Genomic DNA, 24148 nt, shown 5'->3' with positions numbered 1-24148 from the left:
GTGTGGAGTAATTATGTCTTTCGATTCCCTGGGGCTTAGCCCTGAAATTTTGCGTGCCATTGTTGAGCTTGGCTATCGCGAACCCACCCCCATTCAGCAGCAAGCAATTCCTGCGGTATTACAGGGCCGTGACCTGATGGCCAGCGCCCAAACCGGCACCGGTAAAACGGCAGGCTTCACCCTGCCGCTGTTGCAGCATCTGATCACCACTCAGCCGCATGCCAAGGGCCGTCGCCCGGTGCGCGCGCTGATCCTCACGCCAACCCGTGAACTCGCTGCGCAAATTGGCGAAAACGTGCGTGAATACAGCCAGTATCTGAACATTCGTTCGCTGGTGGTATTTGGCGGCGTGAGCATCAATCCGCAGATGATGAAGCTGCGCGGTGGCGTTGATGTGCTGGTGGCAACGCCGGGACGTCTGCTGGACCTCGAACATCAAAACGCGGTAAAACTCGACGGCATCGAAATTCTGGTGCTGGATGAAGCGGACCGTATGCTCGATATGGGCTTCATCCACGATATCCGCCGCGTGCTGGCAAAACTGCCGGCCAAGCGTCAGAACCTGCTGTTCTCGGCGACCTTCTCCGATGACATTAAAGCGCTGGCGGAAAAGCTGCTGCATAACCCGCTGGAAATTGAAGTCGCGCGTCGTAATACCGCCTCCGAGCAGGTGACGCAGCACGTGCATTTCGTTGATAAGAAACGTAAACGGGAATTGCTGTCACAGATGATTGGCCAGGGCGACTGGCGTCAGGTGCTGGTCTTTACCCGTACCAAACACGGTGCAAACCACCTGGCAGAGCAGCTGAATAAAGATGGCATCCGCAGTGCGGCTATTCACGGTAACAAATCTCAGGGCGCGCGTACCCGTGCGCTGGCTGATTTTAAATCTGGCGATATCCGCGTGCTGGTGGCAACCGACATCGCCGCGCGTGGTCTGGATATCGAAGAACTGCCGCACGTGGTGAACTACGAGTTGCCAAACGTGCCGGAAGATTACGTGCACCGTATTGGCCGTACCGGGCGTGCGGCGGCAACCGGTGAAGCGCTGTCGCTGGTTTGTGTTGATGAACACAAACTGCTGCGTGATATCGAAAAACTGCTGAAAAAAGAGATCCCGCGTATTGCACTGCCGGGCTATGAGCCAGACCCGTCGATCAAAGCGGAGCCAATCCAGAACGGTCGCCAGCAGCGCGGCGGTAACGGCGGTGGTCGTGGGCAAGGTGGTCGCCCGCAAGGGCAGGGGCAAAGCCAGGGGCGTGGGCAGCAACAGCCGCGCCGCAGCGAAAGCGGTGCGCCGAAATCTGACGCTAAACCGAAACAGTCTCGCCGCATTGGCGATGCCAAACCGGCAGGCGAGCAACAGCGTCGTCGTCGCCCGCGTAAACCGTCTGCTGCACAATAACGGTTTACCTGGCACAGGGCGGATAAGCAAAGCGCCTCTGCCCTGAAGCATATTTCTGAAGCCTGGCCGCAAGCCGGGCTTTATTTTTTGCCGCCCGCGTAAGAAAGTGCCACAATAGTGGCTGTTTATACAGTATTTCAGGTTTTCTCATGGCATTGACCGCTGCGCTGAAAGCGCAAATCGCCGCCTGGTATAAGGCGCTTCAGGAACAGATCCCGGACTTTATTCCCCGCGCGCCGCAGCGGCAGATGATTGCTGACGTGGCAAAAACGCTCGCCGGGGAAGAGGGGCGGCATCTGGCTATCGAAGCGCCGACCGGCGTCGGGAAGACCCTTTCTTATCTCATTCCCGGCATTGCCATTGCCAGGGAAGAGCAAAAAACGCTGGTGGTCAGTACCGCTAACGTCGCGTTGCAGGACCAGATCTACAGTAAAGATCTCCCGCTGCTGCGCAAAATTATCCCCGACCTTAAATTTACCGCCGCCTTCGGGCGCGGGCGCTACGTTTGTCCGCGTAACCTCAACGGGCTGGCGAGTACCGAGCCCAATCAGCAGGATCTGCTCGCGTTTCTGGATGACGACCTCACGCCGAACAATCAGGAAGAGCAGAAGCGTTGCGCGAAACTGAAGGCTGACCTCGACAGCTATAAATGGGACGGCCTGCGCGATCACACGGACATCGCGATTAACGATGATTTGTGGCGACGTCTGAGCACCGACAAAGCAAGCTGCCTGAACCGCAACTGCCTCTACTATCGCGAGTGCCCGTTCTTTGTGGCGCGGCGCGAGATTCAGGAAGCCGAAGTCGTGGTCGCTAACCATGCGTTGGTCATGGCGGCGATGGAAAGCGAAGCGGTGCTGCCGGAGCCGAAAAACCTGCTGCTGGTGCTGGATGAAGGCCATCATCTGCCGGATGTCGCACGCGATGCGCTGGAGATGAGCGCGGAAATTACGGCGCCCTGGTATCGTCTCCAGCTCGATCTTTTCGTTAAGCTGGTGGCGACCTGCATGGAGCAGTTTCGCCCGAAAACCACGCCGCCGCTGGCGATTCCGGAGCGTTTGACTGCGCACAGTGAAGAACTTTACGAGCTGATTGCCTCACTCAATAACATTCTGAATTTATATCTTCCGGCGACCCAGGAAGCGGAACACCGCTTTGCGATGGGCGAACTTCCGGAAGAGATCATGGAGATTGTCCAGCGGCTGGCAAAACTCACCGAGATGCTGCGCGGGCTGGCGGAACTGTTTTTAAACGATCTCAGCGAGAAAACCGGTTCGCACGATATCGTGCGTTTGCATCGGGTTATCCTGCAAATGAATCGCGCGCTGGGGATGTTTGAGGCGCAAAGCAAGCTCTGGCGTCTGGCGTCGCTGGCGCAGGCGTCCGGCGCACCGGTCTCTAAGTGGGCGACGCGCGACATGCGTGATGGTCAGATGCATCTGTGGTTTAACTGCGTGGGTATTCGCGTCAGCGATCAACTGGAACGCCTGCTGTGGCGCAGCGTGCCGCACATTGTGGTGACGTCCGCGACGCTGCGGTCTCTCAACAGCTTCTCGCGTTTGCAGGAGATGAGCGGGCTGAAAGAGAAAGCGGGCGATCGCTTCGTGGCGCTCGACTCGCCATTCAACCACGTTGAGCAGGGCAAAATCGTGATTCCGAAAATGCGCTACGAGCCGTTGATGGAAAACGAAGAGCTGCACATTGCCGAAATGGCGGCCTATTTCCGCGAGGCACTGGAAAGTAAAAAACACAAAGGCATGCTGGTGCTGTTTGCCAGCAACCGCGCGATGCAGCGTTTTCTGGAGCACGTCACCGATTTACGCCTTTTGCTGTTGGTGCAGGGCGACCAACCGCGTTACCGGCTGGTGGAATTGCATCGTAAACGCGTGGAAAACGGCGAGCGCAGCGTGCTGGTCGGGCTACAATCATTTGCAGAAGGCCTCGATTTAAAAGGTGAGCTGCTAAGCCAGGTGCATATTCATAAAATCGCCTTCCCGCCCATCGACAGCCCGGTGGTGATTACCGAAGGCGAATGGCTGAAAAGCCTGAACCGTTATCCGTTCGAAGTGCAAAGCCTGCCCAGCGCGTCGTTTAACCTGATTCAGCAGGTGGGGCGACTCATTCGTAGCCACGGCTGCTGGGGCGAAGTGGTGATATACGATAAGCGTCTGTTGACCAAAAACTACGGCCCGCGCCTGTTAAATGCGCTACCGGTATTTCCTATTGAGCAACCCCCGGTGCCCGATGTTAAAGTAAAAAGCAAAGCCAAAACGACCCGTCGCAAAAAACGCTAATCGGCACGCGACACCGGACAAGGAGCATCTGATGGATTTACGCAATGTGATTAAAGAGATTGGCCGGGGTAAAAACCATGCCCGCGACCTCGATCAGGACACCGCCCGCAGTCTCTATACCCACATGCTGAATGGCGATGTGCCGGATCTCGAAATGGGCGGCATCCTGATTGCGCTGCGCATTAAAGGGGAAGGCGAGGCCGAGATGCTGGGCTTCTATGAGGCGATGCAGCAGCACACTCTGCGCCTTAAGCCGCCGGTGGGTAAACCGATGCCGATTGTCATTCCAAGCTATAACGGCGCGCGCAAACAGGCCAACCTGACGCCGCTGCTGGCTATTTTGCTGCACAAAATTGGCTTCCCGGTGGTGGTACACGGCGTGAGTGAAGACCCGACCCGGGTTATCAGCGAAACCATTTTTGAACTGCTTGGCATTGAACCTACCCGCCATGCCGGGCAGGCGCAGGCCAAACTTGATGGCCATCAACCGGTTTATATTCCGGTGGGCGCGCTGTGTCCGTCGCTGGAAAAACAGCTTTCCATGCGCTGGCGGATGGGCGTGCGTAACAGTGCGCATACGCTGGCGAAGCTGGCAACGCCGTTCGCTGAAGATGCCGCGCTGCGCCTGTCGAGCGTCTCGCATCCGGAATATGTAGGGAAGGTCGCGAAATTCTTCTCGGATATCGGCGGGCGCGGGCTGCTGATGCACGGTACAGAAGGCGAGGTGTACGCTAACCCGCAGCGTTGCCCGCAAATCACGCTGATCGATGCGCAAGGTACGCGCATTGTGAGCGAACGGCAGACGGAAACAGCAAATGAAGCCGTGCCTGAAGGAAAAGATCCGGAAGTGACCGCGCGCTGGATTGAACGCTGCGTGGCAGGAAGCGAGCCGGTGCCGCAATCGCTGAAAATCCAGATGGCGTGCTGCCTGCTGGCGGCGGGAGAAGTGGCGTCGCTGGACGCGGGGCTGGCGAAGGTGGCGGAGTCTTATTAGTCGCCGAAAAAAAACAAAAAAAACCCGGCGTGGCATGCCGGGCGTCAAAAAGGGTATCAACAAGTTCAATGAGGGTTACAGCAGCCGCCAGTGGGTTAAGCTGGCGGGGTACAACTTCTGGCAGTTAAATTTTTCGGTTATTTGTAAATAACCGCAGTACCGCTAACTTTGTTGTTGGTGTTAGCAGAGGTGATGCTGTAAGCAGATGCGCCAGCCGCTTCTGCTTTCGCAGCCAGTTTTGCTTCCAGACCATCCAGAGTCGATGCGCCTTCCGCAGAAACAACACCAATTTTATTCATGTTCTGAGCCTGAGCCGCGCTTACCGCTTCAGCAGCGAAAGCACCAAAGGACAGGGTAGACAGGGCAATAGCAGCAACAGCATATTTGATAGTTTTCATTTTTAATCTCTCGCAGGTTATTTGTTCGGGGACGATGTTCTGTCGATGTGATGAGTATCACGTTTTATTGCGAAAGAATAAATCGAAGAGAATTGATAACCTTCATCAATAATTTTGAATAAGTATTAATTTACTGATTATTAATAAATTATTTTCGCTACGAATGGTTTCGGAGGGGGATAATAACCTGCTCGATGATTTAAGGCACTTTTTGCTACTTATTTAGCCGAAAAAGGTGGTCGTAAAGATAACCGTTTGCGCTGTATTTTCAGGTAGAGAACTGTCAACGAAGCTGGCTATCTTTCGATCCTCTGCGATTATATCCTGCAAATGTAGAGTTATGTAAATCTTTCTCCCGTTGGCAGTTCACGCACAATTGCACACCCGGAATAGCCTGCCGACGCGCCTCTGGAATCGGTTCCCCACATTCTTCACAAAATTTGGCGCTTTCACCCTTCGGCAGACCACTTCTTGCCCGCGCCACCGCATCTTCAATAGTGCTGTCGATTTGATCCTGCACGGCACCGTCGTTTGCCCAACCTGAAGCCATTGTCCACCTCCTGATTATTTATTGAGCTAATTATACTCAATATGGGGGCGTCTCGCGTACAGACAAGGCCTAAATCTCAGACCACTCGCGCAGCAGGTTGTGGTAAAGATTGAGCAACGACAGCACTTCTTCGGACTCACCATGACGGGCTTTTAGCGTCTGAATGTTGCGGTCGAGGTCGAACAGCATCGCGCGGCGTTTATCATCGCGAATCATTGACTGGATCCACATAAACGAAGCCATACGCACCCCACGCGTGACGGGCGTAACGCAGTGCAGGCTGCTGGAAGGGTAGAGCACCAGGTCGCCCGCCGGGAGTTTTACGCTGTGCTGGCCATAGGTATCGTTCACCACCAGTTCGCCGCCGTCGTAGCTTTCCGGGTCACTCAGAAAAAGCGTGGCGGAGAGGTCAGTACGCATCCAGCCGCTTTGCGGATGACTGCGCACCGCACCATCCACGTGAAAACCATAGGTTTCTTGCTGTTGGTAGCGGTTAAACAGCGGGGTGGAGAGAGTTTTGGGGAGCGCGGCGGCGAAGAAGAGTGAGTGCTGATTCAGTGCAGCCAGGACTCGCGCCTGAAGCGTGGCGTAGAGCGGGCTCTGGGTGTCAATTTGCTGATTGTTTTTCACCTGCGCGCCCTGTGCACCAACGGTTGCACGACCGTCAATCCACGGGGCGCGGGTGAGGTCCTCTACCATCTGGTGAAGTTCATCGGCGGTCAGTACGCCAGGAATGTGGTACATCATGATGAGGTGCTCCTTGCCTGATGCGCTGCGCTTATCAGAGAAGCGCAGCGCCCCGGCAATGTGATTAGAAGTGCACGTTCGCCGTTAACAGGAACGTTCTCGGCTCGCCTGGATGGTAACGGTAGCCGCTCTTGTTAATCGAGGCGACGTAATCCGTATCAAACAGGTTGTAGACGTTCAACTGCAAATCGAGATTGCTGTTGATGCGATAGCCCAGCTTGGCATCCGCTACCCAGTAGCCTTCGGTGTAGGACGGCGTACCGACGGCACCATCGCTGCCACGGTGCATGCTGCCCACGTAGCGCGCGCCTGCACCCACGGAGATATCGCTCGTAGCCTGATACTGCGTCCACAGGGTAAATGCGTGCTCCGGCGTGTAAGGCAGGGCAGAGCTTCCATCCTGCGCCACATTTGCGCCTTCCTGAATTGAGGCTTTCTGCTGGGTATAACCGCCAATGACCTGCCACTCCGGCGTGATGTTACCCGCGACGGACAGCTCATAGCCTTCAACGCGTTTTTTGCCGTACTGCGAATAGGTACCGTCGTCATTCTCAGCGACTTCATTTTCGATGTCGGTGCGGAACAGCGCGGCGGTCAGCAGCAGGCGCTTGTCAAACAGCTCCCATTTGGTACCCACTTCACTGGTTTTCGCTTTTTGCGGTTTGAAGTCGGTACGGTTGGCGCTGTTGCCGGTCCCGCCCTGCGCCAGCGCGAAGTTGCTGCCGCCCGGAGGCTGCTGGGAAATCGCGTAGTTGACATAGATATTGCCCTGTTCAGTCAGGTGATAGAGCGCACCCGCTTTCCAGTTCACCAGATTGCCGGATTTCGCCGTATCAACGGTTTTGATCGGCGATCCTTTCGGTGTGCCGGTTGGGCAGGTCAGCGCACCACGGCCAGAGCCGCCGCAGGCCGTTGAACTGTCGTATTCGGTGTGGTAGTTATCCAGACGAATGCCGCCGTTCAGTTCGAAATCATGAGTGATTTGCAGCGTATCAAAGGCGTAGATGCCGAAGGTATCGGTCTGGCCGTTGGCGTTGGCGCCGTTACGGTGCAGGCTGCCGACATTGATATTGCTGTTCGGGCTGTAGATATTCACCGGCGGCGCGGTAATGGCGTTCACGCCATAGTTAGTTTGCGTCTCGCGGGTGAACTCTACGCCAGTGCTGATATCGTGACCGACCGCACCGGTATAAAACTTCGAGGTCAGGTTGGTCTGGTTGGTGAGGATCTTGTTGCTCACGTCTTTGGTATTGGGCGTGCGCGTCCAGGTCCAGCTTCCCACGTTGTTCGGATCCGGCATGCCGATATTGCTGGCACCGCCCATCACCGCCGTCATCAAATAATCCTGCTTCACACGCGACCAGCGGGTGGTGTTGCGAATCGTCGTGGTGTCGTTGAAATCATGCTCGAAGCGCATAGTGGCGGTGTCGGTAGTGGAGTCGTCGTAATCGGAATCCGTACCGTAGAAGTTGCTGGTGTTCACCTTGCCGGAACCGTTAAGTGCGGAGGTGGCGGCATTCGGCGCAGAGTAGCCCGGCAGGCCGATAGTCGGGATACCGCCATCCGGGGTGTTGTGCTGGGTAACGTGCAGATAGTTCAGGTAAAGACGGTTTTCCGTTCCCAAACCGAAAGCGACGGAAGGCGCAACGCCGTAGCGTTCGTTCTGGACTTTATCGCGGCCCGCATCGTGAGTTTTCTCGCCCATCACGTTCAGACGCACGGCGGAGGTTTCGCCAATCGCTTCGTTAATATCGAGCGTGCCACGGCGGAACCATGCGCTGCCGATGCTGGCGGAGGCGTCGATTCCGGAATCCAGGCGCGGCTGTTTGCTGATCATATTGATCGAACCGGTTGGCGCGCTGCGGCCATAGTCGCTGCCCGACGGGCCTTTGATCACTTCCACCTGCTCGGTGTTGAACGTATCGCGTGAGACGCTGCCGATATCACGCACACCATCGATATAAATGCTGTTCGAGGTATCCGCACCGCGCATATAAATGGCGTCACCCGTCGATGAGCTACCGTTCTCCCCGGCAAAAAACGCACCCACGCCCGGCACGTTTTTCAGCGCATCGGTCAGGTTATTGACGCCCTGATCTTTTAACACCTGGTCGGAAATGACGGTAACGGTACGCGTGGTATCCGCAATGGGGCGGCTAAATTTCGGGTCAGCGGATTTCTGCGGCGCGTAGAGGGAAGGGGCCTGCGCCTCAACCACCAGCGTATCGCCGGGTTTTTGATCTTTACTGTTGGCGGCTACGGCCTGGCCGACCGGGGTTAAGCCGATACACAGGCCTGTAAAGAAGGTGAGCGAACTAAAGCTGTTGAACGGTAAATTGCGATTATTATCCATATTAATGAGCGTCTTATAATTTTTTGCGAGCTATTTTTACAATGGCAGCAGGGCACTTCTTTGCCCCGACCACGGCAGGTTTTTATAAATACGTTTGCGAATGATTGTGAGAAGCATTATCAAACGCGTAACTTTCTACCACTCATTTATGGAAAAATAAATACAATAATTTACATTTGCCCCTTTATTTATACATAAGCGCAGGGAGTGTGAGGGCATTGAGCAGAAAGCAGCGTGCGATGCCCGGTCGGGAAAACCGGGCGTAGGGGAAAGACCTAACTATTTATATTGCAGGGTAAAAGTAATCGTCGCATCGGCGTTGCCGGAGGTGACATCACTGCCGGTCTGGATGTAACGCGCGCTAAACGGGAATTCTGTCACCCCGGTTGCCGTGGTGGTATTCATGACCACAGCTTCATTTTGATTGACCGGTGTGCCGCCGTATAACAGCTGAATACCCACACCACTCGCCGCGCCGCTGCCGCTGTTAATGGCAAATGTGTCGGTCGCCGTGCCGCTGCCCTGGCCGCTAAAGGTGATGGTGGGTATCACGCCGGAGTCGCAGTTGGCGCCGATTTTAAAATCCGTGGCGGGCGTGGTATTACCGACGGCGGTGAAACTGCTTCTGTAGAACGACGGCATCTTTACGTCCACGGTGGGGGTCGTAATGCTACAGGCGAGGACGTTGACCGTGACCGCGCTCATGGTCATGTTCATTAACATCAGCCCATCGGCGAGTTTAAGCTCCGCGATGGAGTCAGCCTTAATGGTCCCGCCTTTGCGGATAGGGCCGGTTTGGTACAACGCTAATACGATATTCCCTATAGCAGATAACGTTGAAGCGGAGCCGCTATTCGAAGTCCAGGCGCTTCCTGACGTTGAGGGCGTAACCATGCCATCAATGTTGCCCGTTGTTTGGTTTCCGGCATACATATACAGATAAAGATTATCTATCCCCGTTGCCATATATCCCGATCGATTTGGTGAACTCCCTGCAATTGAAGATAACCGAGGCGTCCAGATAATATTATTGGTGCAACCTTCCCAAAGTGGGTCTGTTGTACTTCCCCCCATCGCCGACGCCAGCGTCGCGGCGGGCACTGTAACGGAAGTCAGCAAGCGCGGCCCCGTATCCGAAGGGTTCAGCGACTGCGTCAGCGCGGGCAGGGCAAAGTTCATGGTTCCGGTCTTCGCGCCATTGGCAAACGCGCACTCCGCGTAAGCGTCATGCGGCAAGCCTGTCCAGGCGAGCGCGACAACGGCCAGAGCGAGCACTTTCATTTTTGTCATAAATAGTCTTCCTGATGATTATTCACCTGCGCTACTCACACTCCACCGCGCCGGTATAGATATCTTTCGTCAGCACCAGACGCTCATAGTGAATGTGCACGCGACACTGCGTACCGCCTGCATCGGCGCTTAACACTTCGTCGTCACTCAGGCCGGTTATCCAGGCGTAGCCTTTGTCATCGACAATCCCTGTCGCGCCATTACTTCCCTGTAGCTCGGTACCCAGTGACAGCGGTTTGTGACGATAAAGCACCTGTAACCAGGCTTTACGGCCAATGTTGGTACCAAAGTTCGCCGCAATTGCGGTGCCGAACCCCGGCGTGGCCTGCGTTTGCGTCGATGTCAGGGTGGTAAAATCATCGGCAGTAGTAGAGTCGATACCGATACTGTTCTGACGATAGGCAGTCAGCGCCGGCACGATGGCATAGCCCCGGCCGTCGGTTTTCACGCCCGATTTGGTGGTTACCGAAACGTTGCTCGCACCCGGCGCGCTGATAATCGCAAACGGCTCTTTCGGCGAGATACTCTGCCCCAGCGTTACGCCGCCAGGATGGAACACCACTGCGCCGCTGGACCCCAGGCTGTATTGGCTGAAACCATTGTTATTGCGGCTGTAAGCCGCATTTACGGAGCCTGAACCACCATCATACTGAACGCGTGCGGCCTGGCCGGTTTGGTCCTGCGCCCAGGTTTGCGACAGAGAGTAGTTAAGGTTGCTCTCACGCAGCAGGCTTCCGCTGACCGTCGTCTGGTTTTGCGACAGCCCGCTGCGGCTGGTGATGTAACTGTGGTTGATGCGTGCCTGAGACGGCTGGCCCCACAGCGTGGAGAAGGGCAGTACCACATTCAGCGCCAGCACGTTGTCTTTGTAACGCGTACGATTCGTAATATCGGATGTCGAATAGCTGACGCCAGCGCTGACGCCGCGCCAGTTGACGTTATAGCTGGCATTGAGCGTTTTACTCTGATAGACGTTATCCCATGACTGCTGAGAGTAGTAATTAAAGGAGAATGAACCGAAGTCTGCGAGATCCTGATTCAGGCTCACCTGCCACTGACGCCGCGTGTCGCCGGGAAGATTGTCGGTGTCACGGGTAACGCCAAAGCGCGCCTGATAATCGGCGTAGTTCAGATATCCCCGGTCAATACTCTGCTGGTAAGAGGCCTGGAGCGTTGTAGCGGTGGTGGCGAAATATTTGCTGTAGTTGATGCGGGTGGCATAGCCCGATCCTGCATCAATGCGTTTAGCTTTCTTGTTCCGCGACGTATCCATCTCTAACGAAATGCCGCCGAAATCGCCCAGGCTTAACCCCAGGCCCGCCACGCCGGACTGGTAGCTGTCGCTTGCCATCGCGCCGCTGAATACGGTGACGGTATTTCCCACACCATACAGCCCCTCGGCCTGCACGAAAATATCGTTATCTCCGCCGCTGTTGCCATTGTCGTAGCTGCCTGACGACAGCTCATATCGCAGTTGTCCTTTGCGCACCATTTTCGGCGTCTGGGCGTAAGGCTGGATAAATTTCCTGACCTCGCCGGTGCTTTCGCGAACAGTCACTTCCAGATCGCCGCTGCTGTTATTGGGCACGACGTCATTCAGTTCGAAGCTGCCGGCAGGGATACTCTTCTGATAGATCAGGTTCCCTTCCTGGCGAATTTCGACGGTCGCCTGGCTTAGCGCAATGCCACGAATAATCGGTGCGTAGTTACGTTGACTGTCGGGCAACATCTCATCAATCGAAGATAAAGAGACACCTTTAAAGCCAAAGCTGTCGAATACGCGACCGGCGGTGGTGGTTTGCCCCATAATCAGGCGCGACATTAAAGAGAGAATATCGCGGCCAACGAAGGTTTGTGTCGGCTGCCAGCGCACGTCCTGGCCGCTGCTCTTTACCACGTTGGCGCTTTGCCGCACTCGCCAGGGGCCGAGGTTGATACCGTTATTCAGGGTGGCGAAATGCTGATCGTTATCGTCGGCGTCCGGTGAAACATTGCGCTGGCCGTTATAGTAGTAAGATAAAAAGAGGGCGGGCAGGCTCTCTTCGGTAACCGATGCGAGGAAGTTTTCTTTATCGTCCAGCAGGTATTTCTGCGGGATATCGAGCAGCAGTTTAGTGGCATTCGCGGAAAGCTTTACGCTGGCACCGGAGAGGGCGTGCTCGAAATGCATCTCCAGCGGCGTGTTTTCATCTTTTACCTCGTCAGAGGCGAAATGCGCAGGCGAAATACCCCAGCGGGTAATCATCTTTGGTGAAACCACAGGGCAGAGTTCGGCGTCGCATTTCACAAAACGAATCGCTTCGGTTCCTATTTTCTGCCCATTGAGGATCACGTCTACCGGGTAAGTCCCCGGTAGTTGCTGATCAACCTGTGAAAGCTGTTGCTTGGTATATTCCGTTAATTCGCTGCCGTTTGATTCCAGAGCAGAGAGATCAAACGACAGCGCGGCCCAGCCTTTTAACGGAGAACAAAGAAGCAATGCGTTTAACAGTAATTTTTTTTTCACGTGCGTAATCAGAGTTTCACTTTGTGTAATTCAGAGGCTCCGCCGAAATCGCTGATGACGTTATATTCCACGGACGTGACGCGCGCATTGTCTTTAAGTGTTACGGTATATTCCCCAAAAGGTGGGGCGTAGCTGATTTTCTCTGAGCGCCCGTTAACCATCAGTACGCCGAGATTGATAACATAGGGCGTCGGATTTCGCAGGGTGACTTTCCCCGGTTGCGCGGTGATCTCCAATTTTTTCCAGGCGTTGGCCGCGTCCTGGGCATTCAGAGATTTAGGGCGATAAATAAGCTTGATGACGCTTTTAGTTGCAAAGGTAATTTTGTTTTTTACCGAAGAATCAGTCGCCGGAATTGCTTTCACATTCAGAAAGAAAAGACTTTCTCTGTCGGACGGAAAGTTCTCGTTTAATGCTTTAATCAGCAGCGTGTTTTCGGATTCCGGCAGAAATTTAAACACCGGTGGCGTAATGATGAAGTTATTAGCGCGGGGACTGTCCTCATTTTCAGTCTGATTAATCCAGGACTGCACAAGATAATAGTCATCTTTACCACTGTTAATAAGACGTACCGTCGATTGACGATCGGATTCATTGTAAATCACCCGAGTCTGACCGAGAGAAAAGCCGGCATAAGCCGGCAGTGCAATCAGTGACGCGAGCAAAACAGAAAAAATGTATTTTTTCATATGCTCTATCTTTTAGTTATAGCGGGCGGTCCAGGTCAAAGTGGTATCTAAATCACCGCTTTTAACAGTATCTGCAACAGCGACAGCCTGGGCATCAAAAGTCCACTGAAACATTGGCATGACACCTGTACGATTTGGAACTGTAGTGGTCGATTCCTTATTCGGCGCTAAAGGAATGCTGGCTACTGTTGATCCAACAACTACTGGCGTCGCCTGTACTTTTAATGCAACACCTGCGGCTTTGCCGGTGCCTGAGGCAATTTTAAATAGTGAAGGATCGCTGTCGTCTGGATCGCCCTCAACGGTAAGATAAATGCCCGTCATATTTGCGTTTCCAGAACAGTTTATCAACATCGTTGAACTTTTCCCTAACGGAGAAGTATCTCCTATCCCGGTATAATCTTGTGCATAGGTACTAGGAATGACAACGTTAACAGAATCAGCGCCACTTACGGAACAAGCAGATGTGTAAACTGAACCTTTCACAGTGATTGTTCCGGTCTGACTAGCGACAGGTATTTCCGCAGAAATGGCGCTAAAGCTCATTAAAGAGAACGATGCAATTATAAAAGCATATTTTTTCATATTTTTTTCTTTTAGTTGTAAGCCAAAGTATATGTGAACACTGTATCTAACAGACCAACACTCGGAGATGTCATGTAAGAAACTACACGAGCAGTCATTTGTCCGTTAAAATTCCCCGAACTATCTGTTGTCAATGTTTTCTTGGTATTAGGCGCTAAAAGCGTATCATCGCCAGGTCCATACAGGAAAATATCAAAACCTTTCGCATTGGTAGTTTCTGTTGCCATAGAGTAAGATGAGGTTGTTTGACCAGCGGTACCCGCGACGCTAAACGATAACGCCGTATTAGCAGGACATCCCGTCAGCTCAAGATTTATAGGATCACTTTTTGGCCCCATATCACCGACCGCTGTATAACTCCTCGAGGTAGTAGGTGCCAGCTGGATTACCATATCTTTTACTTGAAGAGTGCAGCCTTTATCGATGATTTTACCACTGATATTCAGCATGCCCGTTGGCATAACCGATGCCGCAACCTCAGCAGCATTCGCATGCCCTGACGCCATCATTACTAACAAACTACACAAGGCAGGTTTCAAATTGTTTTTCATGTTGTCTTCTTCACTAAGTAGTGTCTATACAGGTTTAAATTTTCTTCTCAGATAACAGGAGAATCAGCTGCTTTAACTCAGTTGCATTTTGCAAAAACAACTTCCTCCTTATGTAATACAGTTTGTTGATCTCTTTCCTTGTTAAATCCTTATAGGTGTTGCTCATCCCATCGTATAGCGTGAGAATAAACTCCAGTTCAGCATCACTCATCCTCTCAGAAAGTGCCTTGAGAATAAGGCAGCGCAGATTACCGGTGCTGAACGTCGATTTTCTCTTCCCCGCGCTGCGGCAAATCGATTTCAAACCAAGAATATCGGTTATCAGAGAAAAATCTTTCATATAACTGTTAGACACAATGCGCGAGGGAACCAGGTAATGCACGTTGCTTTCTATCCCTCTTAATTTTAATTTAGGGTATAGCCAGCGGATGTCATCATGGTTTCCATGCAGCGCATCAATCAACAAGTTTGCGTTCTTCAAAATGGTCGCACAGACCAGAAACTGCAGCCGATTGTCAAAAAAGATGACATCGTCTTTATCTTCAACTAACGAGTTAACGGCAAATCGGACCGCGCTATTGTGTGTATAAACGAATAGTTGCGCCAATGTTCCCTTTCTCCCTTTACGTGATATCCGTTAAATTGGCGGTTTCCATCACATAAAATTTTTTAATACTGTCCTGGTCGATAACGTAACCTTTGCCCTCGAAACGTTTCAGAGGCGCACGGTCATAGCCCACGCTAAGAAAGGCCGCATGGATCTGACGAATCATTGCCCAAAGATAAGACTTCGAGCAGCGTAGACCATTATTTTCAAAAACCTGCTGGTAGAGAGTTTCGTCAGCGATATATTTCGCTTCCGCATGTTCAAGCAGATAATTGAACAGCCTGGCTTTGGTTTCACCTAATCGTTTAATTTTGCCATTTTTAATGTTGATTAGCGTTCTGGTGGATATTCTGTACTCCAGCGTATCGTAGAGCATATAGCCGTAGAGCTTTATCTCAGGCACAGTTGCCCCCTCCCGATTTGCTACCTTTGAAAACTGATTATCCATTCCTGACACATTACTTAACCCGACCAATTGCAGCGAACTATACTGGCGATGAAAAGACCGGACAATCAGAGTGACTTATCAATATAAAGTATCGAAACTATTGATTTATGCAGATAATTATACTGCTTTAATGGTTTTTACAGCTATATAATCTAATTGGTTATGTGAATGTTACCGGTATAAACATCGTTTTGATTCAATTCGGTAACAGTCTTTTTAACTAAAATCACCATAAAAAGTGGAATTTAATCACAATCATGAAATCAAAATTCATTTATAACAATGTGTTACATGACTCTCTAAACTGTAAGCATTGTATGTCATCAAATTTATTTTAGGAATAGTCAAAAAAATGTTTACTAAAACATGCAAAATTTTCGTAACATAACGATAAAATTTGATAAAAAACAAAGCGTAATCCTTACGAAAAAGCATGTGTTTCATGACGTTATAAAACGATGTTATAGATCAATGTTGTTGCATAGACTTTTGTCAGCTTTTACCGGGTGATATCAATATTTGTCACTCAGTCAGCCAAAAAGGGTGAAAACTTTCGAAGTAAAGATTTGTATAGGGAAAATAGATTTAACGGTGGGTTTTGGCGATGACTTTTTGTTGAAAACGATCTAAAAACATCTACAAATGTAGAAGAAATAGCGGCGAGACGTATTTTGGATAATCTTCTCTGCCCAATGAGCAGAGAAGATGATGAGAAATGAAATTCACAATGTGGATAATTCAACAACTGTGTTAGTTGTGGCGAAGCGTATCTTTGCGAACCCGTTCAATATGAATAGTTAAAAACATTATCTCTTCCGTGGTCAGCTCACGCTGATAGGTGTTACGGATATGCAGCGCTATTTTTTCCGCACACTTCCAGGAGAGGGCATAGTTCTCTTTTACGGCATCGTGCAGGGTTTCATCATCATCGGGTACTACGTTACGCGACAGCATGCGTTGGGCAAAAAACTTCAGGTGGGTAACAAACCGTTGGTAGCTTAACGTGGTGGTGTCATATTCCAGCCGTAGCTGATATTTCACTAACTGTAGAATCTCCTGCATCACCTGAGTGATATGCATAACTTCCGGCATTTCACTGTTCAGCTGCCCGGTCACCAGGTGCAGGGCAATAAATCCCGCTTCATCTTCCGGTAGCTCGACGCCAAGTCGCTGGGCGATTATCGCCCGGGCCTCATTACCCAGTTCAAACTCGCGAGGATAAAGTCGTTGCGTTTCCCACAGCAGGGCATTCTTAATCGCTAAACCTTTCTTTTGTCGCTCGATGGCATAGTGGCAGTGATCGGTCAGGGTGATATAAAGGCTTTCCTGCAGTTTTCCTAACCGGCTACGTGCCAGGTCAATAATACGGTCGCAGGTCGTAATCACTTCTAACGGAATTTGGCTCAGGAGTTCGCCCAGGCGCCGGGTCAATTCGTCACTCTGTAAAGCAAAAACCTTCTCGATACGTGAGGTATCCAGTGTGTCGCCTACGCGTTTCTGAAAGGCTAAACCGCGCCCCATGACGACCTGTTCGCGTTGCTGCGCATCCAGAATAACCACGACATTATTATTCAATATTTTTGCGATGATCATCGGACCCCCAAAAATGAAAAAACCTGATCCATGATAATCGCTGGAAATCAGGTTTTGTTAGCTAAAGCTGTCACAATCCGCGGCGCAATCTATCACCGAATGCTTCCCTTTAAAAAATTAAGGGCAAAAAACGTGAGCTTGATCCGCCGTGTACCTCTTTTGGATCAGAATAACCTGAAGCGATATTCCATAATGACTTCTGCCGACAGCGTATGGGTGCGGGTATAATGGCCATTGGTGAGCACCGGTGTTTTACCGCTCGCTTTATATGACCAGCCAGGCCCGAACATCGCCCAAAACGTAAAGTTCTTGAAGTACGCATCGGTAGGCGCCCAACGGGTAAACGCGTTGATCTCCCCGCTGCGCACATGATTGCCTCTATAATTAAATTGCGCGATATTCCCAACCAGGCCGACGCCCAGATCGGGCGTTAAACGATATTCAGTCATGTTGGCAAACATCAGTTCACCATCGCGCAGATAATCGTCACCCGCATAGGCCATTGAGATAAACGTACCGCGCGAGTTCTTACTCATATGACGCGGATAAAATCCTACTTCATTGGCTTTCTGCGCGTCGGTATAGCCGATCCCCGTTTTACTGCTCCAGCGCTCGCCTTTCCAGGTCGCATCCATCGCAAAGTGCCAGGCGTTATTATCGAAGTCACGTTTATTTGCCGGCATCGCGCGATACTCTTCCTGCGCATGCGTGGCGTAAATTTGTGTGCCGATTGTCCAGTCAGATGTCGGACGAAGCTGCGTGAACAGGATGTGGCGCTGTAAATAGTTTTTGCTTTCGCCCCATGCATACTGTGCATCGAACCCGTCACTTTTCCAGAGAATTTCGCCGCTTGTCAGATAGCCAATATCTTTACCGGTGTTGGTCTGAAACTGTTTTTTATCCGGCGAGTTTCGGTCCATGGAATTTTCCACCCAGGCGCCGCGCAGGGTAAGGTGGCCATAGCTCGCGCCTCCGCTAATGCCTGAGTAGGTCGTCGGGGAGAGGCGCGTTGACGTCGAAATGACGCCATAGTTTTTCAGCATCTGCCATCCCCAGCGGGCATTGAGCTGCAAATCCTCAATAGCATATTTCAGCTTAATGTTTCGTTGACCGAACTTAGAATACCCCTCGGCATTTTTTTTATTGTTTCCCGTTCCGTTGTTATACAGTACGCCACGGGAGTTAAAATAATCACTGGCGCCTAGTTTGATGGCGCTATAATAAGTGACGTCAAAACCAATGATATCGGCAAAATATCCAGATTGATAATCCGCTGCAAAGCCTTGCCCCCAAGCGTTATGCACATGTTTGGGGTTGGCATTTTCTTCTTTCAGGTATTTCCAGTAGTTCTTTGCTGAGAGCGTGAGCTGTGAGTCTGTGAAAAATGCATCATTTAAGAAAGCGTTCTCGCTTGCCCAAACGGGCGAAGAAAGCCCGCACGTTAAAAACGTGAGAGTAATGTACTTAAGCATCATCCGTTCCCGAAAAAGGACCGTCGCAGCAATTTAGACAGAGGAGACACTGCTGACGGCCAAAATAAAAGAGACTAAGCGTTTATTTGTTGCTGAGCGCCTTTTTACCCGCCTCGACGTACTTCATCGTACCAATTTCAGGTACGCTATATTTGCCATCTTTATAGGTAATTTTGACCACGGCGGCGTTGGCGAGCGGCAGATTTTTGGCCGGGTTATCGGTCAGGTCGGAGATCATAATCTGCATTGATGTGCCGGACGAGATGGCCAGAATATTTTTGTCGCCTTCTTTTTTCGCCGTTTCAACAATGGTGTTCAGGGCTGCCTGAGTGCGGGTTTTCACCTGTTCATAGTTTTCAGCCAGATGCTGCGGGTCTGCTTTCGCCAGCGCATTCTGGTTATCTTTTACCGGCAGCGTGCCTGATTTCATTGCGCTAAACAGGGCCTTAGCATCGGCCATCCCTAATTCATGCGCGCCGGCATTCGCCATATCTTTGTTATAGCCACCTTCAAAGCTACCAAAAAAGGCTTCGCGTAAACCTTCCAGCTCGGTGAGATGATAATTTGTTACACCCGCCTGCTGAAGAATAACCGCCATCGTTTCGCGCTGACGCCCGGCGTCGCTGGAATAAAAACGATCGAATTTAATCTCTTTCAATCCTTCGCCTAAATAACGGGCAACCTCTTTACCTTCTGGTGTGAGCGGTGAGTCAGCCCATCCCTGAACGCGATCTAACGTATTAAGTAGTGTTTTTCCATGACGGGCAAAATAGATATTGATCGCCTCATCCTGGCTGTTTTTATCATTACTCTGCGCCATGAGTGCGGGGCTTGCAGTAGCGGTAACCACCATTAACACACCAAGTAACCATTTTTTCATCGTTGCATCGTCCTTTTTTGTAGCCAAAAAAAAACCTACGTACTCTTCTCGTTCCCAATACAGGAGGAGAGAAGAAAACGTAGGTTTTGCCTGTTGAAACAGTAACAATCCAGTTGCTGCGGACATTACCACTAATATTTTTTCCGTGCATCTGATTTATAACGGTGATGTATATAAATGTGATCGTCCTCATATCCGTAATATTGGCTTACTTAATATCTAAGAGCATGTGAGTGAAAGGGTAATTAGGCAGGTAAGGGTGATCGCTATCACAAAAAATCATTTCACCCTCTGGACGGAATCGTCGACACGACGTATTTTCGTTAGCAACTCGGGATTGTTACTGATTCAGGCAAAACCTAAGGCACTTTCTGCACACGTTGCAGCAGGGGCCTTAGGTTTTTTTTTGCATTGTATTTATCCCTCAGGGATAACAGGAGCTACGATGAAGATAACGTTAATTGCCGCCGCGCTGATCTCCGCGATAAGTTTTACGGTTTCTGCCGATCCGCTAAAAATTCTGATTGTGAATGATGATGGCTGTGAATCTCCCGGCAGCATTCAGCTGCAGGAAAAGCTTGCGCAAAAAGGTTTTGATGTCTGGATGGTTGCACCGGCGACCAATCAAAGTGGTATTGGCTCTGCGATAACGTTTAAAACCGGTAAGGTTTTTGACGTTAAAAAAATCGCTGATAAACGTTACTGCTTCCCGGGTACCCCAGCGGACTCCGTCGATTTTGGCCTGCAGGGGTTGTTGAAAGATAATCCCCCCGATTTGGTTATTTCTGGCGTTAATGATGGCCCGAACACCGGGATGGCGCAGGTGAATTCCGGTACCGTGAGCGCCGCCGCACGCGCTATTCGCTACGGTTTCCCGGCGATTGCCGCCAGCATTGGATACATCTACACCGAAGATGAAATGAAAAATAAATGGCCAAGTACGCATAAATACTGGCCTGATGCGATTGATTACGTCGTTGAGGTGGTGGGGAAACTTAACGACAAACCGGTATCCAACAGCGCTTTATTACCGAAAGGCTCCGGGTTAAGCATTAACTATCCGCCGTTGCCAAAAACACAAATTAAAGGCGTTCATTTTGTTGAAAACGAAATGTTCCCTACGCCGCAGATCGGCTATGACATTTTGCCTGACGGTACCGCAAAGCAGACGATTAACCCGGCCTCTTTAAACAATGTTCAGAATGACACCGATTCGGGCTGGTTAAATAAAGGCTATATCACCTATACGCTGATTGATGGCGCGTGGAATGCCCCGCAATATCAGGCGCAGTATGAAAAGGCGTTGAAAAAATAGTTCTACCTCGCGTCGGAAGACACCTAAAGGATTGTTACTGCTTAGGCAGGCAAAACCTGATACATCAGTGGAGTGGCTTCGCTGATGATCAGGTTTTTTTATTTTAGTACGGATGACATTGATGAAAATGAAATATGAAGATCTGGCTCAGGATATTCTCCGCCACGTAGGTGGGCGCGAGAACGTGAGCAGCCTGGTACATTGCGCCACCCGTCTACGCTTCAAGCTGAAGGATGATGGCAAAGCGGACGCCGACGCGTTGAAGAAGAATCCGGACGTCATCATGGTAGTGGAAAGCGGCGGACAGTTTCAGGTCGTCGTCGGCAATCACGTTCATGATGTCTGGCAGGCCGTGTGCAAGGTTGGCGGCATCACAGACGATGCGCCTGGCGATAAAGAAAAGTCGGATAAAAAGAGTGGCGTGCTGGCGGCGTTTATCGACATGGTTTCCGGTATTTTCACCCCGTTCCTGGGGGTGCTGGCTGCCTGCGGGATCATGAAAGGTTTCCTCGCGCTCAGCGTCGCCTTTGGCTGGCTTAGCGAAACCGGAGGAACCTGGCGCATTTTGTTTGCCGCCAGCGACAGCCTGTTTTATTTCCTGCCTATCGTACTGGGCTATACCGCCGGGAAAAAGTTTGGCGGAAATCCCTTTATTACGATGGTGATCGGCGGTGCGCTGGTACACCCGATGATGGTCGAGGCGTTTAGCCTGAGCGGCGATAACGCGGCGCTGCATTTTCTGGGCATTCCGGTGGTGCTTATCAATTACACGTCGTCGGTTATTCCGGTGATTTGTGCCGCGTGGTTTGCCTGCTGGCTGGAAAAACGCTGTAACGCGCTCTTCCCCGCGGCGGTTAAAAATTTCTTAACCCCGCTGGCGTGTCTGGCGATTACCATTCCGCTGACGTTCCTGGCGATTGGTCCTCTCGCGTCTGGGCTTGGCGAGCTGCTCGCCACCGGCTTCCAGGCGGTGTACAAGTTTGCGCCGTGGCTGGCGGGCGGCATCCTCGGCGGTCTGTGGCAGGTGTGCGTGATTTTTGGCCTGCACTGGGGGCTTATCCCGCTGATGATGAACAACATGGCGGTCTTCGGTCATGACCCGATGCTGGCGATTTTGCTGCCTGCGGTGTTTGGTCAGGTCGGTGCGGCGCTGGGCGTCTTCCTGAAAACACGCGAACAACGCCTGAAGGCGCTGTCCGGTTCGGCAACCATTGCCGGTATTTTCGGTATCACTGAACCTGCCGTTTACGGGGTAACACTCCCGTATCGTCGTCCCTTTATTTTTGGCTGCGTGGGCGGTGCCATCGGCGGCGCGGTTGTAGGCTTCAGCCTGAGCCAGGTTTACTCCTTCGGCCTGGCAAGCATCTTTACGGTGGCGCAGATCATTCCACCAACGGGAATCGACTTTACCGTCTGGGGCGCGATGATTGGCGTGGCCATCGCCTTTATCTTCAGCTGCGTGATGACATTTTTTGCGGGTCTTCCTGCGGTGAAAATCGCAGAGGATGCCAAACCGGTCAGCGTGAGCGCGGTTGTCGATGAAAACACCGTGCTGGCTCCGCTCAGCGGCGTAAGTCTGCCGCTTGATGAAGTGCCGGATGCCACATTCGCCAGCGGTTTGATGGGCGCAGGTGCTGCCATTATTCCATCGGAAGGGCGCGTCGTCGCACCTTTCAGCGGCGAAGTCGCCAGCCTTTTTGCCACTCGCCACGCGATTGGTTTACTCAGTGACTCGGGAATTGAAATTCTCATTCACGTTGGTATTGATACGGTAAAACTCAACGGTGAACACTTCACCGCACACATAAAAGAAGGGGACAAGATAGCGCCTGGCGATCTGCTTATTACCTTCGATCGTGATGCCATTCTGGCAAAAGGTTTTGACCTGTGTACGCCGGTCATTATGAGCAATAGCGATGACTATCAGGGGCTGGAGCAGAAGAACGAAACCCCTTATGTCAACGCGGGCGATCCTTTCCTCTCTGTGAAACGCTGAAATTAAGGTAGATAAAATGAACACAACATTTCCGGAAAAATTTTTATGGGGCGGTGCGCTGGCCGCTAATCAGGTTGAAGGTGCATGGCAGGAAGATGGCAAAGGTATTTCCACCTCTGACATGCTGCCGGAAGGCATTTTCGGCGAGCCGGTGAAAAGCCGCGAAGGTATCAGCAGCATTAAAGATGTCGCCATCGATTTTTATCATCGCTACCCGGAAGATATTTCCCTGTTCGCGGAAATGGGCTTTACCTGTTTGCGCGTGTCGATTGCCTGGACGCGTATTTTCCCGATGGGCGATGAAAATGAGCCGAATGAGGCGGGCCTGGCGTGGTATGACAAACTGTTCGATGAGCTACGGGCGCATAATATTCAACCGCTGGTCACGTTGTCGCATTATGAAATGCCGTGGGGGCTGGTGGAAAATTATGGCGGTTGGGGAAACCGTAAGGTTATTACGTTCTTCGAACGTTATGCCCGGACGGTATTTACCCGTTATCAGCATAAAGTCAAACTGTGGCTGACCTTTAATGAGATCAATATGTCGCTGCATGCACCGTTAACCGGTGTCGGCCTGCAAAAAGGTTGCAGCAAGGCGGAAGTCTATCAGGCGATTCATCATCAGCTGGTCGCCAGTGGCCTGGCGGTGAAAGCCTGCCACGAAATTATCCCTGACGCCAAAATCGGTAATATGCTGCTGGGCGGTTTAATGTATCCGCTTACCTGTAAACCTGAAGATGTCTTTGCCACATTACAGGATAATCGTCAGTGGCAGTTCTTCGGCGATGTGCAATGTCGTGGACGTTATCCGGGGTATATGCAGCGTTATTTCCGTGAAAATGACATCGCGCTAAATATCACCGAAGAAGATAATGCTGCGCTCAGCCATACGGTTGATTTTATCTCTTTCAGCTATTACATGACCGGCTGTGTCACGGCAGACAGCGAGCTGGTTGAAAAACTGAAAGGGAATATTCTGGATATGGTACCCAACCCGCATCTGGAGAGTTCGGAGTGGGGATGGCAAATTGATCCCATCGGTCTGCGTACGCTGCTTAATGTATTGTGGGATCGCTATCAGAAGCCGCTATTTATCGTGGAAAATGGGTTAGGTGCGCAGGATAAACCGGATGCCAACGGCGAAATCAACGACGATTACCGTATTAGTTATCTGAACGATCATCTGGTGCAGGTCCAGGAAGCTATTCAGGATGGTGTTGACGTCATGGGATACACCTCGTGGGGGCCGATTGATATCATCAGCGCTTCTAAAGCGGAAGTGACTAAACGCTACGGGTTTATCTACGTCGATTTAGCGCAGGACGGTTCCGGCACGCTTAACCGCAGTCGTAAGAAAAGTTTCTACTGGTATCAGAAAGTCATTGCGACGCGCGGTGGCGCTTTGCAGCGATAATCGTTGTTCGCAGAGATAATAAAATACCCCCTTCGTACTACGATGGGGGTATTTTTTTTGG

The 24148-nt window shown here is 51.5% G+C and carries 20 protein-coding genes; 6 read left to right on the top strand and 14 right to left on the bottom strand.

Going from position 1 to position 24148, the window contains the following annotated elements:
• Positions 1–13 precede the first annotated feature (13 nt).
• The 3 genes from rhlE to ybiB all read left to right on the top strand — a co-directional run bounded on the left by rhlE (position 14) and on the right by ybiB (position 4693).
• Positions 14–1405, top strand: coding sequence for an ATP-dependent RNA helicase RhlE (gene rhlE / locus G163CM_RS10220; protein WP_231828074.1), 1392 nt, complete (start codon positions 14–16; stop codon positions 1403–1405).
• Between the two features lie 149 nt (positions 1406–1554).
• Positions 1555–3699 (top strand): ATP-dependent DNA helicase DinG, encoded by a 2145-nt coding sequence (gene dinG / locus G163CM_RS10215; RefSeq protein ID WP_231828073.1) that lies wholly within the window; start codon positions 1555–1557, stop codon positions 3697–3699.
• Between the two features lie 31 nt (positions 3700–3730).
• Positions 3731–4693 (top strand): DNA-binding protein YbiB, encoded by a 963-nt coding sequence (gene ybiB, locus G163CM_RS10210; protein WP_015965237.1) that lies wholly within the window; start codon positions 3731–3733, stop codon positions 4691–4693.
• Between the two features lie 137 nt (positions 4694–4830).
• On the opposite strand, the gene ybiJ is transcribed toward ybiB, so the two are convergent.
• The 14 genes from ybiJ to G163CM_RS10140 all read right to left on the bottom strand — a co-directional run bounded on the left by ybiJ (position 4831) and on the right by G163CM_RS10140 (position 19362).
• Entirely contained in the window at positions 4831–5091 is a 261-nt protein-coding gene (gene ybiJ, locus G163CM_RS10205) for a DUF1471 family protein YbiJ (protein ID WP_015965230.1), read from the bottom strand.
• A gap of 283 nt (positions 5092–5374) precedes the next feature.
• Entirely contained in the window at positions 5375–5641 is a 267-nt protein-coding gene (locus tag G163CM_RS10200; protein WP_231828072.1) for a DksA/TraR family C4-type zinc finger protein, read from the bottom strand.
• A gap of 69 nt (positions 5642–5710) precedes the next feature.
• Positions 5711–6388 (bottom strand): PKHD-type hydroxylase YbiX, encoded by a 678-nt coding sequence (ybiX, locus tag G163CM_RS10195; RefSeq protein ID WP_231828071.1) that lies wholly within the window; start codon positions 6386–6388, stop codon positions 5711–5713.
• Positions 6389–6452: 64 nt separating this feature from the next.
• On the bottom strand, positions 6453–8741 hold the full coding sequence (locus tag G163CM_RS10190) for a catecholate siderophore receptor Fiu (protein WP_231828070.1): 2289 nt from the start codon (positions 8739–8741) through the stop codon (positions 6453–6455).
• A 279-nt stretch (positions 8742–9020) separates the two neighbouring features.
• Positions 9021–10031: a fimbrial protein gene (locus G163CM_RS10185; RefSeq protein WP_231828005.1), complete on the bottom strand. Its 1011-nt coding sequence runs from the start codon at positions 10029–10031 to the stop codon at positions 9021–9023.
• A 31-nt stretch (positions 10032–10062) separates the two neighbouring features.
• Positions 10063–12537: a fimbria/pilus outer membrane usher protein gene (locus tag G163CM_RS10180; protein WP_231828003.1), complete on the bottom strand. Its 2475-nt coding sequence runs from the start codon at positions 12535–12537 to the stop codon at positions 10063–10065.
• An 8-nt stretch (positions 12538–12545) separates the two neighbouring features.
• On the bottom strand, positions 12546–13226 hold the full coding sequence (locus G163CM_RS10175) for a fimbrial biogenesis chaperone (protein WP_231827995.1): 681 nt from the start codon (positions 13224–13226) through the stop codon (positions 12546–12548).
• Positions 13227–13238: 12 nt separating this feature from the next.
• Entirely contained in the window at positions 13239–13811 is a 573-nt protein-coding gene (locus G163CM_RS10170) for a fimbrial protein (RefSeq protein WP_231827993.1), read from the bottom strand.
• Between the two features lie 11 nt (positions 13812–13822).
• A complete protein-coding gene (locus G163CM_RS10165) occupies positions 13823–14362 on the bottom strand; it encodes a fimbrial protein (RefSeq protein ID WP_231827991.1) in 540 nt (179 codons plus the stop codon).
• 34 nt (positions 14363–14396) lie between these two features.
• The gene (locus G163CM_RS10160) at positions 14397–14969 is read right to left on the bottom strand and encodes a hypothetical protein (protein WP_231827989.1); all 573 of its coding nucleotides are present in this window, start codon (positions 14967–14969) and stop codon (positions 14397–14399) included.
• Positions 14970–14985: 16 nt separating this feature from the next.
• Positions 14986–15417 carry a hypothetical protein gene (locus tag G163CM_RS10155; protein ID WP_231827987.1) on the bottom strand — a complete coding sequence of 144 codons (432 nt, stop codon included), beginning with the start codon at positions 15415–15417 and terminating at the stop codon, positions 14986–14988.
• A gap of 750 nt (positions 15418–16167) precedes the next feature.
• The gene (gene licT / locus G163CM_RS10150) at positions 16168–17010 is read right to left on the bottom strand and encodes a BglG family transcription antiterminator LicT (RefSeq protein ID WP_231827985.1); all 843 of its coding nucleotides are present in this window, start codon (positions 17008–17010) and stop codon (positions 16168–16170) included.
• 164 nt (positions 17011–17174) lie between these two features.
• Positions 17175–18482, bottom strand: coding sequence for an OprD family outer membrane porin (locus G163CM_RS10145; protein WP_231827976.1), 1308 nt, complete (start codon positions 18480–18482; stop codon positions 17175–17177).
• A gap of 82 nt (positions 18483–18564) precedes the next feature.
• Positions 18565–19362, bottom strand: a complete 798-nt coding sequence (locus G163CM_RS10140; RefSeq protein ID WP_231827974.1) for a histidine phosphatase family protein — start codon at positions 19360–19362, stop codon at positions 18565–18567.
• Positions 19363–19807: 445 nt separating this feature from the next.
• Between G163CM_RS10140 and surE the strand changes: the two genes are divergently transcribed.
• The 3 genes from surE to G163CM_RS10125 all read left to right on the top strand — a co-directional run bounded on the left by surE (position 19808) and on the right by G163CM_RS10125 (position 24087).
• Positions 19808–20677 carry a 5'/3'-nucleotidase SurE gene (gene surE, locus G163CM_RS10135; RefSeq protein WP_231827966.1) on the top strand — a complete coding sequence of 290 codons (870 nt, stop codon included), beginning with the start codon at positions 19808–19810 and terminating at the stop codon, positions 20675–20677.
• Positions 20678–20804: 127 nt separating this feature from the next.
• On the top strand, positions 20805–22673 hold the full coding sequence (gene bglF, locus G163CM_RS10130) for a PTS beta-glucoside transporter subunit IIABC (protein ID WP_231828357.1): 1869 nt from the start codon (positions 20805–20807) through the stop codon (positions 22671–22673).
• A 16-nt stretch (positions 22674–22689) separates the two neighbouring features.
• Complete coding sequence (locus tag G163CM_RS10125; protein ID WP_231827959.1) at positions 22690–24087, top strand: glycoside hydrolase family 1 protein; 1398 nt, start codon at positions 22690–22692, stop codon at positions 24085–24087.
• The last annotated feature ends 61 nt before the right edge of the window (positions 24088–24148 follow it).

Origin of the sequence: Pseudocitrobacter corydidari (assembly GCF_021172065.1) — a bacterium.
GTDB lineage: Bacteria > Pseudomonadota > Gammaproteobacteria > Enterobacterales > Enterobacteriaceae > Pseudocitrobacter > Pseudocitrobacter corydidari.
The sequence above is the reverse complement of the archived record's forward strand: the minus strand, read 5'-3'. Positions and strand labels throughout refer to the sequence as shown.